Genomic DNA, 12,414 nt, shown 5'->3' with positions numbered 1-12,414 from the left:
CATGCCTGCTAGGGGTCAATCGAGCGCCGCCTGGCTCACAATCGTCGGCATCGGCGAGGACGGTTTAGCGGGTCTCGGCGACGAGGCCAAGCAGCGGATTGCCGAGGCGGAGATCATCTTCGGCGGCAAGCGGCACCTGGCGCTGGTCGCGTCCTTCGCCAAGGGCGAGCCGCACCCGTGGCCGGTTCCGTTCGATGCCGAGATGGCTGACGTGCTGGCGCGTGCGGGTAGGCGCGTCTGCGTGCTCGCTTCCGGCGATCCGTTCTTCCACGGCGTCGGCGCCACCCTCGCCCGCAAGGTCAAGCCACAGGAGATGCATGTCATCCCCGCCCCGTCGGCCGTTTCGCTGGCGGCCGCGCGCCTTGGTTGGGCGCTGCAGGACATCGAGACCGTCTCGCTGCACGGCCGGCCGCTCGACTTGATCCGGCCGCTGCTGCAGCCAGGGGCGAGTATTTTGGCACTGACGTCGGATAGCGATGCGCCGGCGGCAATAGCGCGCCTGCTCACCGAACTCGACTTCGGCGCCTCGCGGCTGACAATCCTGGAGACACTAGGCGGGCCAAGCGAAAACCGGCGCACCGCCCGCGCCGATGCCTTCGATCTCGAAAGCATCAATCCGCTCAACGTTCTGGCGATCGAAGTTGAATCCGGCCCGGACGCGCGCATCCTGCCTCTCACATCAGGTCTTGCCGACCATCTGTTCGATCACGACGGCCAGATCACCAAACGCGAAATCCGTGCGATCACCCTGTCAGCGCTGGCGCCCAAGCGCGGCGAATTGCTGTGGGACATCGGCGCTGGCTCCGGTTCTATCGGCATCGAATGGATGCTGGCCCATCCTTCGATGCGCACCATAGCCATCGAGGCCGATCCGATCCGCGCCGCCCGCACTGGCCGCAACGCCGCCGCATGCGGCGTTCCCGGCCTTGTCGTGGTCGAAGGCAGCGCCCCCAAGGCACTTGCCAGGCTGGACACGCCGGACGCGATCTTCATTGGCGGCGGCGGCAGCGATGCCGGCGTCTTGAACGCTGCCATCAAGGCCCTGCGTCCCGGCGGCCGCCTCGTCGCCAATGCGGTGACGCTGGAGATGGAAACCTTGCTTCTTGCCCGCCATGTCTCGCTCGGCGGTGACCTTACCCGGATAGCCATATCCCGCGCTTCGCCCGTCGGCGCGATGCAGGCGTGGCGGCCGGCCATGCCGGTGACCCAATGGAGCTGGGTGAAGCCATGATGGTCGCGGGCATAGGCTGCCGAAAGGGCGTGAGCGTCGAAGACGTGCTTGCGGCGATAGAAACCGCGCTCGAAGCGCATGGGCTGGCGGTGACGGCGCTTTCGGCATTGGCGACTGCCACGCTGAAGAAGGATGAAGAAGCCATCCCTGCCGCTGGCCGCGCGCTGCGTCTTCCGGTCATTGTCGTCGATGACTCAGCGCTCCAGGCCGCCTCGCCGGACACGCTCAGCCATTCCGACCTCTCGCAGGATCTGGCCGGCACGCCGTCGGTTTCCGAAGCATCCGCCCTTGCCGTCGCCGGCAAAGGCGCCAGACTGGTCGGGCCCCGCACGGTGCTCGGCCCGGTCACCTGCGCCATCGCCATCAGTGGAGATGCGCCATGACCGTCCATTTCATCGGCGCCGGTCCAGGTGCCGCCGACCTCATCACGCTGCGCGGTGCGAGGCTGCTGGCAAGCTGCCCGGTCTGCCTTCACGCTGGTTCGATCGTCGCACCCGAATTGCTGCAGCACTGCGCGCCGGGGACAAAACTGATCGACACCGCACCGATGTCGCTCGACGAGATCGAGGCCGAGTATCTCGAGGCGCACAAATCAGGTCACGATGTCGCCCGCCTGCATTCCGGCGACCTGTCCGTATGGAGCGCCGTGGCCGAGCAGATCCGCCGGCTGGAAAAGCACGGCATTTCCTACACGCTGACTCCGGGCGTCCCCTCCTTCGCCGCTGCCGCCGCAGCGTTGCGCCGCGAGTTGACCATCCCCGAGATCGCGCAAAGCCTGGTGCTGACCCGCATCTCCGGCCGCGCGTCTAAAATGCCGCCAGGCGAAACGCTGGCCGGCTTCGGCCGCACCGGCGCCACGCTCGCCGTTCATCTGGCTATCCACGCCATCGATCGCGTCGTCGCCGAGTTGACGCCGCACTATGGCGGCGATTGCCCGGTGGCGATCGTCTTCCGCGCCTCCTGGCCGGACGAGCGTGTGCTGACCGGCACGCTGGCGACCGTCGAAGCGCTGCTCGCCGCCGATCCGATGGAGCGCACGGCGATCATCTTCGTCGGCCGCTCGCTGGCGGCGGAAGGTTTTGGCGAGAGTTCATTATACGACGCCCACTACCAGCGGCGTTTTCGCGGACGGGACGGATTGTGAGCGGCAGCACCAAAAACAAGGGCCAAAACGCCACGCTCGAACAGGCATTGTCCCGGCTGAACTTCAAGCCGCGCCGGCTTGAGCCGGGCCATGTCTGGCTGGCCGGCGCCGGCCCCGGCGACCCCGGCTGCCTGACGCTCGAAGTGCTGGCGGCGTTGACCGAGGCGGATGCGCTGGTCTACGACGCGCTCGTCTCATCCGATGTCGTCGCCGTCGCCGAAAATGCCGAGCTTTTCTTTGCCGGCAAGCGCGGCGGCAAACCGTCGATGAAACAGGACGACATCACCGCGCTTTTGGTGCGACTGGCGCGCGACGGCCGCCGCGTCGTCAGGCTGAAGGGCGGCGATCCCTATATTTTTGGCCGTGGCGGCGAAGAAGCTCTGGCGCTGGCGCGCGAAAATATCCCGTTCCGCGTCCTGCCCGGCCTGACATCGGGCCTCAGCGCGCTGGCCGCGACCGGCATCCCGGCCACCATGCGCGGCATCAACAAGGCGCTGATCCTGGCGACCGGCCACGCCGCTGGCACCGATGACGATCTCGATTGGGCGGCGATCGCCCGCACCGGCCAGCCTGTCGTCGTCTATATGGGCATGGCCAACCTGCCTTTGATCGCGGCGGCACTGCTCGATGGCGGGCTGGCGCCGTCGACGCCGGCGGCAGTGATCGTCGCCGCGACAACGCCGCAGGAACGAACGATCGTCGCCACGCTCGCCACCATTGCCGAGAAAGCCGCAGCCGCCGGTCTCGCCTCGCCGGCGCTGATCGTCGTTGGCGGCATCGTCGCCATGCGCGCGGCCCTTGCGGGGCAAGCATGACGGCCCGCGCCATCATCATCGGCGCGCCGCGCTCCGGCTCCGGCAAGACCAGTGTCACCATCGGCATTTTACGCGCGCTCACCCGGCGCGGGTTGAAAGTGCGCGGCGCCAAATCCGGCCCCGACTATATCGACCCCGGCTTCCACACCGCCGCCACGGGCCTGTCCGGCGTCAATCTCGACAGCTGGGCGATGCCGCCCTCGCTGCTCAACGCGCTCGCCGCGCAGGCCGCCGATGACACCGATTTCGTCATCCTCGAAAGCGCCATGGGCCTGTTCGACGGCATTCCGGCCTCGCCGGGGCGCACCGGCTCGGCCGCCGACCTGGCGCGGCTCTACGGCCTGCCGGTGCTGCTGGTGCTCGACGTCTCCGGCCAGTCGACCACCGCGGCCGCCGTCGCCAAGGGTTTTGCCACCTATGATCCGGACGTGCGCATGGCGGGCGTCGTGCTCAACCGGCTGGGCAGCGAGCGGCACCGCAAGCTGTGCAGCGAGGCCATCGAGGCGATCGGCCTGCCGGTCGTCGGCGCCATCCTGCGCGATCCCACGCTCAATTTGCCCGAGCGCCACCTCGGCCTCGTCCAGGCCGGCGAGTATGACGACCTGATGACGCATCTCGACCGGCTGGCCGACATGGCGGAAAAGTCGCTCGACCTCGACGCCATCATGGCCCTGGCGACACCCTTCACCCCGGCGCCCGGCAGCTTCGACGACGCGCTGGCGCCGCCCGGCCAGCGCATCGCGTTGGCCGAGGATGCCGCCTTCACCTTCCTCTATCCACATGTCGCCGCCTACTGGCGCAAGGCGGGTGCGGAAATCGTCCCGTTCTCGCCGCTTGCCGATGAAGCGCCCGACGAGGCTTGCGATGTCTGCTGGCTGCCCGGCGGCTATCCCGAGCTACACGCCGGCAAGCTCGCCGCCGCCGCGAATTTCCGCGCCGGGATGGCGCGTTTTGCAGCAACAAAGCCCATCCATGGCGAGTGCGGTGGCTTCATGGTGCTGGGCGAAGCGCTGGAGGACGCATCGGGCGAAACGCATGCGATGCTCGGCCTGCTCGGCCATGCCACCAGCTTCGCCAGGCGCAAGATGAACCTCGGCTACCGCGAGGCGCGGTTGCGCGCCGACTGCCCGCTGGGCTCACAAGGTGCGCTGATCCGCGGCCACGAATTCCACTATGCGCAGATGACGGCGACAGGCAATGACGAGCCGTTGGCCGACCTCGCCGACGGCCAGGGCAATCCGATCGGCGCCTCGGGCTATCGGCGCGGCCATGTCAGCGGCACCTTCTTCCACGCGATTGCGAGGGGCTAGAGCATGAAGTTCAAGAATCTGGCCCTTTCACCGCGGCAGGTCGTCGACGACATCGCGCTCTGCCTGGTCTTCTTCACCCGTCTGCCGCTGCCCGTCTTCGACTTTCGCGGCCGCAGCCTCGCCGCCGCGATCTGGGCCGCCCCTGTCGCCGGCCTCGTCGTCGGCCTGATCGGCGCCATCGTCTTTGCCACGGCGGAACGGTTTGGCCTTGCCATGGGGCCGGCGGCCACCCTTGCGCTCGTGGCAACCCTGCTCACCACCGGCTGCCTGCATGAGGACGGGCTGTCCGACGTCGCCGACGGCTTTGGCGGCGGCAAATCACGCGGCCGCAAACTCGAGATCATGCGTGACAGCCGCATCGGTACATATGGTGCCGCGGCGCTGGCTCTGTCGCTGCTGATCCGCTGGAGCGCGCTTTCGCAACTCGTCGACCCCACACAGGCGCTGTTCGCCCTGCTGGCCGCACACGCGGCCTCGCGCGGCCTGATCGGCGCCTTCATGCACCTCTTGCCCCCAGCGCGGGTCGACGGCCTCTCGGCCGACGCCGGCACCGTCTCGCAGGAAACCGCCATGGCCGGCGCCGTGCTCGGCGCGATCCTGCTGCTGCTGCTCGGGCTGGGCGGCGCCGTTTTCGCGCTCATCCTGCTTGGCCTGCTGTTTGCCGCCTTCCGTGTCCTTTGCCTCAATCAGATCGGCGGCCAGACCGGCGACACGATCGGCGCCTTGCAGCAGGCAAGCGAGATCGCGGTGCTGCTCGTCGCTTCCGTAGCGCTTTCCTGATCCCTTGGCCTGATCCCTTGGCCTGATTCCTTTTCGGAGACTTTGCCCCCATGCCCTTCAAATCGCTTAGTGAATTGCGCGCCGCCTGCCTCGACCTGCCGGCCGGCAGCGATGCCGCGGCCAATGCGGTCGTCCGCCGCCAGGACACGCTGACCAAGCCGCAAGGCAGCCTTGGTCGGCTGGAGACGATCGCCGCCTGGCTGGCGCGCTGGCAGGGCCGCGACATGCCGAAACTCGACCGCGTAAAAGTCTTCGTCTTCGCCGGCAACCACGGCGTCACCGCGCAAGGCGTGTCGGCCTATCCCTCGGAAGTCACCGTGCAGATGGTGGCGAACTTCGCCGGCGGCGGTGCCGCCATCAACCAGCTTGCCCGCATGGCCGGCGCCGAACTCGACGTCATCCCGCTCGATCTCGACCATCCGACCGGCGACTTCACGCAAGGGCCAGCGATGAATGAGAAAGCTTTTCTCGCCGCCGTCTCGACCGGCTACGACGCGGTGACGAAAGACCTCGACCTTATCTGCTTCGGTGAAATGGGCATCGGCAACACGACGCCGGCGGCCGCCATCTCAGCAGCCCTGTTCGGCGGTGGAGCGGAAAAATGGACCGGACGCGGCACCGGCGTCGACGACGCCGGCCTCAAGCGCAAGGTGGTCGCCATCGAAGCCGGCCTGAAGCGCCACGCCGCCGCCCTTGCCGATCCGCTAGGGATCGCCGCCGCGCTTGGCGGACGCGAACTCGCCGCCATCTTCGGCGCGACGCTGGCCGCCCGCCATCTCGGCATACCCGTGCTGCTCGACGGCTTCGTCTGCACCGCAGCCGCGGCCCCACTGGCAAAGCTGCACCCAACCGGCCTCGCCCACACCATCGCAGCCCACGTCTCCGCTGAGTCAGGCCATCGCGGCCTGCTCGAAGCGCTTGGCCTGCCGCCTCTGCTCGATCTCGGCATGCGGCTCGGCGAAGGCTCCGGCGCCTGCCTCGCCGTCAACATCGTCCGCTCGGCGCTGGAATGTCACGTCAGGATGGCGAGTTTTGCAGAGGCGGGCGTTTCGGAGAAGTAGATCCGTCAAAATTTCAACGTGATTGAGCCAAAACAATAACGCCGTTTTGATTGTTCCATGAGACGAGGAAATCTCATGGAGAAATCGAATGATGTATTTGAAGACAACAATTATCGTTGCGCTGTTTTGCAGCACTGTTGCGCCGGCATTTTCTCAGATCCTTGACGAGACAGGCCGGCCGCGGCGGCCCGGCGACGACGGCCTTGCCAAGGTGCAGTCCGGTATCACCATGAGCATTCCGGTCAAGGACGGCGAAGACATCGCGGTGCAGCAGGAGGCCGGGCTTCGTTCCTTCTACAAGCTCGCGGCCGGCAGTTGCGCCATGGTGCTCGAAACCATCGCCGACAGCTGCGAAGTCACCAACGTATCACCACCAATGTCAACGCCAGGGATCGCAGCATGGGCGCCGCCGCCGGATCGCAGATCACCGTGACCGGCCAGATCGCCATGAAGGTCAAGTTCAAGGCCAGCCTCGGCAAGCCCGCGCCGTGATCGGCGCCAGGCTCGAGACGCGTCAAACGCGTCTCGTTTTCAGGGTCTTTCCACCAACTCTTCTAGGAATTTGGTGGGTGCGCACAGGATTGAACTGTGGACCCGCTGATTAAGAGTCAGCTGCTCTACCAACTGAGCTACGCACCCACTCGGCCGGCAAAAACCGGCGTTGGCGGGCATATAGCCGCCACCACCGGTCCTGTCCAGCCCTGCCGGAATCATTTCCCGACAAATCGACCGAGCATGCGTTCGATCAGACGAACAGCTTGCCCTCCGCCACCTTGACCGCATTGCCGCCGATGCGCGCCGAGGCCAGTTTTCCGCCTTGCACGGTCAGTTCGAGGCGGATGCGCGATGGCCGGCCCATCTCCAGCCCCTGCTCGATCCACAGCTGCGAAATGCCGTCGGTCGGCGCGTCGAAATGCATGATGGCGCCGGCAAAGGCCGCAGCCGCCGAGCCGGTCGCCGGATCCTCGTAGGAAGGCGTGCCGGGCACGATCATGCGGACATGGAAGGCGCTTTCGTGGTTCACCGTTTCGCGGCAGTAGACATAGGGACTGGCGAAGGCCCACTCGCTCTTGCGCGGCGCCAGTTCCGACCAGGCCTGGTTGTCCAGCCGGATCCGGCCCGCCGCTTCGAGATTGGCAACCGGAATGGTGACGTAGGGCACGCCCGCCGACCAGAACGCGACGCGGTGATTCTCGAAGCCGATCTCGTGCGGCGTCAACCCAAGCGCCGCACAGATCGCCTCCGGATCGGCCTCGAGCTTCAGCGGCTCCGGCAGCTTCGCCAGGTCGAACTCGGCAAAGGTGTTGCCGTCATGCTTGCTGACGGCGCACCGCACCGGGCCGATGTTTTCTTCCAGCACGAAGATGCCGGCGCCGCCCTCTTCCGCCAGTTCGGCCAGCGCGATCGCCGCACCCACCGTCGGATGGCCGGCGAACGGCATTTCATAGTCGGGCGTGAAGATGCGGATGCGATTTTTATGCTTGGGATTGTCCGGCGGCAGCACGAAAACCGATTCCGACAGGTTGAATTCGCGCGCGATGGCCTGCATCGCGGCCGTGTCCAATCCCTTGCTGTCCAGCACGACGGCCAAGGGATTGCCGGCCAGTCGCTCGGTCGTAAACACATCGTAAAGCAAGTAATTCCGGGTTTTCATTCCTGCCTCAATCCCAACATGGGCGAAATTTAATTTGATATTTGAACCAGTAAGCCTGATCTGTGCACAGATAGGGACACTACGCATTATAGGGGTCCAGCGTGGACCAGATTGTCAATCTGCCAAACACGGAATCGGATTCCGCCATCGAGACAGCGCTTGGGCTCGACCAGAGGGGGCGGCGCAAGTCGCGCCGGCGCGGCTGGCTCTATGCGCTGCTGGCGCTGATCGTGCTCGTCGCCGGGCTTGGTGCCTATCAGTGGTATGCCGGCTCGCCGGCCAGGATTGACTACACCACAGTGCCTGCCGCCAAGGCTGATCTCACCGTCGCGGTGTCGGCAACCGGCACGCTGCAGCCGCTCACCCAGGTCGACATTTCAAGCGAACTGTCCGGCATCATCCGCTCGGTCTCGGCCGAGGAGAACCAGCAGGTCAAGAAGGGTGACGTGCTGGCGACACTCGACACGGTGAAACTCGAGGTCCAGATCGAGCGCGCCGAAGCTTCGGCCAAGGCCGCCGCCGCCAATGTCGAGGACGCCACGGTTACGCTGACCGAAAACGAGAAGGCGCTGGTGCGCGCCGCCGAACTGACCAGGCGCGGCATGGCGACCGACCAGTCGCTTGAAGCAGCAACCGCCACGCGCGACCGTTCCAAGGCAGCGCTCGACAGTGCGCAAGCCAACCTCGCCATCGCCCAGGCCGACCTCAAGGCGCAGCAGACCGACCTTGCCAAGAGCACCATCTATGCGCCGATCGACGGCATCGTACTGACGCGCTCGGTCGATCCCGGCCAGACGGTTGCCTCTTCGCTCCAGGCGCCGGTGCTGTTCATCATCGCCGCCGATCTCAGGAACATGGAACTGGTGGCGGCGGTCGACGAGGCCGACATCGGCGCGGTCAAGCGCGGACAGCATGCCCGCTTCACAGTCGATGCCTTCCCCGAGCGGCCGTTCGATGCCGAGATCCGCGACATCTCCTATGCCTCCGTCACCACCGACGGCGTCGTCACCTACAATGCACGGCTCGAGGTCGACAACAACGAGTTGTTGCTGCGGCCCGGCATGACAGCTACCGTCTCGGTCGTCACAAAACAGGCCAAGGGCGTGCTCACCGTACCCGCCACCGCCTTCCGCTATCGCCCGGCGCAGCAGGCCGCCCGCGGCTGGAGCCTGAGCGACCTGTTCACCGGCCGCATGGGGCGCCCCGGCGGCAACCGCCAGCGCCAGGCCGCCACAGTGCCTACCGACGGCTCGCGCACGCTCTACGTGCTGGAGAATGGGCGTCCGCACCCGGTCAACGTCAAGATCGGCTCCACCGACGGCGAACTGACCGAGATCATCTCTGGCCTGGATGAAGGCGCTCAAATCATCACCGCGTCGCAGCAGCGGAGCTGATGCCGTGGCTGCGGGCGCGACCCTCATCACCTTCGACAAGGTCTGGAAGAGCTACGGCCAGGGCGAGGCCAAGGTGCATGCGCTGGCCGGCGTCGATCTTGCCATCCGGCGTGGCGAATTCGTCGCCATCATGGGTCCGTCCGGCTCCGGCAAGTCGACGGCGATGAACATCATCGGCTGCCTCGACACGCCGACGGCCGGAACCTATTCCTTCATGGGCATCGACGCCGGCCGCCTCGACCGCAACCGCCGCGCCATGCTGCGCAACCTTTATGTCGGCTTCGTCTTCCAGGGCTACAATCTGCTGGCCCGCACCACGGCGGCTGAAAATGTCGAACTGCCGCTGATCTATCGCGGTGTTGCCGCGCGCGAGCGCCGCGACCTTGCCATGCAGGCGCTGGCGGAGGTCGGCCTTGTCGGCCGTGAGCACCACACGCCGGCCGAGCTGTCCGGCGGCCAGCAGCAGCGCGTGGCGATCGCGCGCGCCATCGTCACGCGCCCGACGCTCCTCGTCGCCGACGAGCCGACCGGCAATCTCGACACCGCACGCACGCACGAGATCATGGACCTGCTCACCCGGCTCAACACCGGGCTTGGCCTGACCATCGCCATGGTCACGCATGAGGCCGACGTCGCCGACTATGCCGAACGCACCATCCGCTTCCTCGACGGCCATGTCGCTTCGGATTCCAGGAAGCTGGAGATCGCACAGCCATGATCTGGGAAACCGTCCGCCTCTCGCTGCGCTCGATCCGCCGCAATGTGCTGCGGTCGTTCCTGACCTTGCTTGGCATCGTCATCGGTGTTGCCGCCGTCATCGCCATGCTCACCATCGGCTCGGGCACCACAGCAAAGGTCAAGGCCGACATCTCCAAGCTCGGCAGCAATCTGCTGGTGGTCCGCTCCGGCCGTCCGGCCGGCCCCGGCGGACCGGGCGGGCTCGACCAGGTGGTGCGTCCGCTCGCGGAAAAGGACCTTGCGGCACTTGTGGCGCATCTCAGCGGCGCGCGCGCGATTTCGCCGGCCTCGCAAAAGCAGGTGCGTGTCATCTTCGGCACCGAGAGCCTGACCTCGGGCGTCACCGGCACCGACAGCGCCTATCTCGATGCGCGCGACTGGAAGCTGGTGTCGGGCCGCCCGTTCAGCGATTCCGAAACCCGCTCGGGCACCGGCGTATGCCTGATCGGCGAGACGGTGCGCCAGCAATTCTTCGGCGCCGGCGATCCCGAGGGCGAGATCATCCGCGTCAACCGCACCTCCTGCAAGATCATCGGCCGGCTCGAGCCCAAGGGCTATACCGGCTTCGGCCAGGACCAGGACAATGTCGTGCTGATGCCGTTGCACGCCTACCAGCGCCGCATCGCCGGCAACCGCGACATCGACAACATCTACATCGCCGCCGACGACCGCACACCGACCAGCGAATTGCAGCCGCGCGTCGAGGATATTTTGCGCGATGCACGCCGCATCACGCCGGACCGCGAGAGCGATTTCGCCATTCGCGACATGACCCAGATCGCCGACGCCATGGCCAGCGCCACCACCACCATGACCGGCATGCTGGGCGCGGTCGCCGGCGTCAGCCTGCTGGTCGGCGGCATCGGCATCATGAACATCATGCTGGTGTCGGTCACCGAACGCACCCGCGAGATCGGCATCAGGCTTGCCATCGGCGCGCACGAAAAGCACATCCTCATCCAGTTCCTGGTCGAGGCGACGGTGCTGTCGCTGCTCGGCGGCATCATCGGCATCCTGATCGGCCTGGCGCTGGCCGGGCTCGCCGCGGTGACGCTGACCATCCCGTTCGCACCGAGCCCGGCGGTCATCCTGCTCGCCGTCGGCTTTTCCGCGCTCATCGGCATGGTGTTCGGCTTCTTCCCTGCGCTGCGCGGCGCCAGGCTCGATCCGATCGACGCACTTAGGCACGAATAGGGCAACCCGGCCAGAACGCGGCCGGCGCTCCGACCCGGTTTTGCACAGTCTTCGACGTTTCCACCCGGCCCGCCACTGTCCCCACACTGTTCGCGATGCTAGGGCAATTGACCTTGGGTGGAGGAATAGCGGGATGAGCAAGAAGGCGCGACTGGTCCTGGCGATGGTGGTCATCGAGGCAGGTCTTGCAGGCATCTGGTGGTATCTCGCCCGCTTCGGCATGGCCAATCCCGATCGCGTCACATCGGATTTCCAGGCAGTCGTCGGCCAGACCATGGGAATGGCGATGGGCGGCTTGCTCGGCATCGGCTTCATCCTGTTCCTCGTCGCCGCCCGCAACGATCGCAACGCGGCACAGAACAAGACGCGCCCTTAATTCCTGTTTGCGAAATGCCACTCGATCAGCGGCTTCATGTGCGGCGAGAGCCCATCCGGCAGGTCGGCCGCATGGCGGATGATCACCGGCCCCTGGATCTCCGGCTCGGTCTCGGTGGCGACGAAGGCTGAGATGCGCCTGGCGATCTCGTCTGCGGGCGCCGTCTCGTGATAGCGGCGGAAGATCACCGTGCCGCTGCTGGTCGACATGGCGTGGTAGCGCTTGCCGCGTTCAGCACCTGACAGGTCGAGACCGGTTTCCTCGCGCACCTCGCGGATCATGTTGAAATCGACATCGACCAGCCCATCGCGAAAATCGATCGGCTCGAACGAGCCGGCAGCGAAATAGACGCGGCCGGCATTGACTGTGTGCGGCCCCATGCGGATCGCCACCAGCGCATTGTCGCCGGCCACCAGCATGGCATGGGCATAGGCATGCTCGGCGCCCGAATTCTCGCGCCGCTTCCGCCACAGCATGAACGTCGAGTAATTGACCGCATGGCAGCGGCCGACGAGACGGCTGTCGCGGTAGGCAAGTTGCGACAGCAGCACCACCATGCCGTCGAACAGCGCCGGATTGGCGGCGATTTCGTGCTGCCAGTTCTCGGCGATCGCCTCTGCATTGTCCCTTGCGAAAGGGTGCGGACCGGGATCGAGCCAGACGTCGATGTCGTCGACCGGGAGGATAACATTGCGCGGCAGGTCAAAACTCATGCGT

The 12,414-nt window shown here is 66.3% G+C and carries 14 protein-coding genes and 1 tRNA gene; 12 read left to right on the top strand and 3 right to left on the bottom strand.

The features are described from left to right. Position 1 precedes the first annotated feature (1 nt). From cbiE to NKI99_RS24930, 8 genes are all read left to right on the top strand, one after another. Positions 2–1,231: a precorrin-6y C5,15-methyltransferase (decarboxylating) subunit CbiE gene (gene cbiE / locus NKI99_RS24965; protein WP_352612417.1), complete on the top strand. Its 1,230-nt coding sequence runs from the start codon at positions 2–4 to the stop codon at positions 1,229–1,231. Then, positions 1,228–1,614, top strand: a complete 387-nt coding sequence (locus NKI99_RS24960; RefSeq protein WP_352612458.1) for a cobalamin biosynthesis protein — start codon at positions 1,228–1,230, stop codon at positions 1,612–1,614. The genes cbiE and NKI99_RS24960 overlap by 4 nt, the downstream gene beginning before the upstream one ends. Continuing rightward, on the top strand, positions 1,611–2,375 hold the full coding sequence (gene cobM / locus NKI99_RS24955; protein ID WP_352612416.1) for a precorrin-4 C(11)-methyltransferase: 765 nt from the start codon (positions 1,611–1,613) through the stop codon (positions 2,373–2,375). The genes NKI99_RS24960 and cobM overlap by 4 nt, the downstream gene beginning before the upstream one ends. Continuing rightward, positions 2,372–3,190 (top strand): uroporphyrinogen-III C-methyltransferase, encoded by an 819-nt coding sequence (gene cobA, locus NKI99_RS24950; protein WP_352612414.1) that lies wholly within the window; start codon positions 2,372–2,374, stop codon positions 3,188–3,190. The genes cobM and cobA overlap by 4 nt, the downstream gene beginning before the upstream one ends. Further along, entirely contained in the window at positions 3,187–4,500 is a 1,314-nt protein-coding gene (locus NKI99_RS24945) for a cobyrinic acid a,c-diamide synthase CobB (protein WP_352612412.1), read from the top strand. The genes cobA and NKI99_RS24945 overlap by 4 nt, the downstream gene beginning before the upstream one ends. A 3-nt stretch (positions 4,501–4,503) precedes the next feature. Continuing rightward, the gene (gene cobS, locus NKI99_RS24940; protein WP_352612411.1) at positions 4,504–5,280 is read left to right on the top strand and encodes an adenosylcobinamide-GDP ribazoletransferase; all 777 of its coding nucleotides are present in this window, start codon (positions 4,504–4,506) and stop codon (positions 5,278–5,280) included. 50 nt (positions 5,281–5,330) lie between these two features. Further along, positions 5,331–6,341, top strand: coding sequence for a nicotinate-nucleotide--dimethylbenzimidazole phosphoribosyltransferase (gene cobT, locus NKI99_RS24935; RefSeq protein WP_352612409.1), 1,011 nt, complete (start codon positions 5,331–5,333; stop codon positions 6,339–6,341). Between the two features lie 88 nt (positions 6,342–6,429). Next, positions 6,430–6,774, top strand: a complete 345-nt coding sequence (locus tag NKI99_RS24930) for a hypothetical protein (protein ID WP_352612407.1) — start codon at positions 6,430–6,432, stop codon at positions 6,772–6,774. A gap of 130 nt (positions 6,775–6,904) precedes the next feature. Here the strand turns inward: NKI99_RS24930 and NKI99_RS24925 are convergent. Further along, positions 6,905–6,980 (bottom strand) — tRNA-Lys (locus NKI99_RS24925). Positions 6,981–7,086: 106 nt separating this feature from the next. Next, on the bottom strand, positions 7,087–7,995 hold the full coding sequence (locus NKI99_RS24920) for a PhzF family phenazine biosynthesis protein (protein WP_352612406.1): 909 nt from the start codon (positions 7,993–7,995) through the stop codon (positions 7,087–7,089). 101 nt (positions 7,996–8,096) lie between these two features. Here NKI99_RS24920 and NKI99_RS24915 point away from each other — a divergent pair, with 101 nt between their 5' ends. From NKI99_RS24915 to NKI99_RS24900, 4 genes are all read left to right on the top strand, one after another. Further along, positions 8,097–9,389, top strand: coding sequence for an efflux RND transporter periplasmic adaptor subunit (locus tag NKI99_RS24915; protein ID WP_352612404.1), 1,293 nt, complete (start codon positions 8,097–8,099; stop codon positions 9,387–9,389). Positions 9,390–9,393: 4 nt separating this feature from the next. Further along, complete coding sequence (locus tag NKI99_RS24910; RefSeq protein ID WP_352612403.1) at positions 9,394–10,107, top strand: ABC transporter ATP-binding protein; 714 nt, start codon at positions 9,394–9,396, stop codon at positions 10,105–10,107. Further along, on the top strand, positions 10,104–11,321 hold the full coding sequence (locus tag NKI99_RS24905) for an ABC transporter permease (protein WP_352612402.1): 1,218 nt from the start codon (positions 10,104–10,106) through the stop codon (positions 11,319–11,321). Before NKI99_RS24910 ends, NKI99_RS24905 begins: the two co-directional genes overlap by 4 nt. Positions 11,322–11,454: 133 nt before the next feature. After that, positions 11,455–11,697 (top strand): hypothetical protein, encoded by a 243-nt coding sequence (locus NKI99_RS24900; RefSeq protein ID WP_352439810.1) that lies wholly within the window; start codon positions 11,455–11,457, stop codon positions 11,695–11,697. On the opposite strand, the gene NKI99_RS24895 is transcribed toward NKI99_RS24900, so the two are convergent. Next, positions 11,694–12,410 carry a hypothetical protein gene (locus NKI99_RS24895; RefSeq protein WP_352612401.1) on the bottom strand — a complete coding sequence of 239 codons (717 nt, stop codon included), beginning with the start codon at positions 12,408–12,410 and terminating at the stop codon, positions 11,694–11,696. The two genes, NKI99_RS24900 and NKI99_RS24895, sit on opposite strands and share 4 nt — an antisense overlap. Positions 12,411–12,414 lie beyond the last annotated feature (4 nt).

The organism is Mesorhizobium sp. M0239 (assembly GCF_040321815.1).
Taxonomy (GTDB): Bacteria; Pseudomonadota; Alphaproteobacteria; order Rhizobiales; family Rhizobiaceae; genus Mesorhizobium.
This window is presented reverse-complemented; position numbering and strand designations above follow the sequence as displayed.

What these genes read in the sequence shown, in the direction of transcription:
- NKI99_RS24945 (WP_352612412.1), top strand. Translation starts at nt 3,187, where the DNA reads ATGACGGCCCGCGCCATCATCATCGGCGCGCCGCGCTCCGGCTCCGGC.
- NKI99_RS24960 (WP_352612458.1), top strand. Translation starts at nt 1,228, where the DNA reads ATGATGGTCGCGGGCATAGGCTGCCGAAAGGGCGTGAGCGTCGAAGAC.
- cobS (WP_352612411.1), top strand. Translation starts at nt 4,504, where the DNA reads ATGAAGTTCAAGAATCTGGCCCTTTCACCGCGGCAGGTCGTCGACGAC.
- NKI99_RS24930 (WP_352612407.1), top strand. Translation starts at nt 6,430, where the DNA reads ATGATGTATTTGAAGACAACAATTATCGTTGCGCTGTTTTGCAGCACT.
- cobM (WP_352612416.1), top strand. Translation starts at nt 1,611, where the DNA reads ATGACCGTCCATTTCATCGGCGCCGGTCCAGGTGCCGCCGACCTCATC.
- NKI99_RS24905 (WP_352612402.1), top strand. Translation starts at nt 10,104, where the DNA reads ATGATCTGGGAAACCGTCCGCCTCTCGCTGCGCTCGATCCGCCGCAAT.
- NKI99_RS24895 (WP_352612401.1), bottom strand. Translation starts at nt 12,410, where the DNA reads ATGAGTTTTGACCTGCCGCGCAATGTTATCCTCCCGGTCGACGACATC.
- NKI99_RS24900 (WP_352439810.1), top strand. Translation starts at nt 11,455, where the DNA reads ATGAGCAAGAAGGCGCGACTGGTCCTGGCGATGGTGGTCATCGAGGCA.
- NKI99_RS24920 (WP_352612406.1), bottom strand. Translation starts at nt 7,995, where the DNA reads ATGAAAACCCGGAATTACTTGCTTTACGATGTGTTTACGACCGAGCGA.
- cbiE (WP_352612417.1), top strand. Translation starts at nt 2, where the DNA reads ATGCCTGCTAGGGGTCAATCGAGCGCCGCCTGGCTCACAATCGTCGGC.
- cobT (WP_352612409.1), top strand. Translation starts at nt 5,331, where the DNA reads ATGCCCTTCAAATCGCTTAGTGAATTGCGCGCCGCCTGCCTCGACCTG.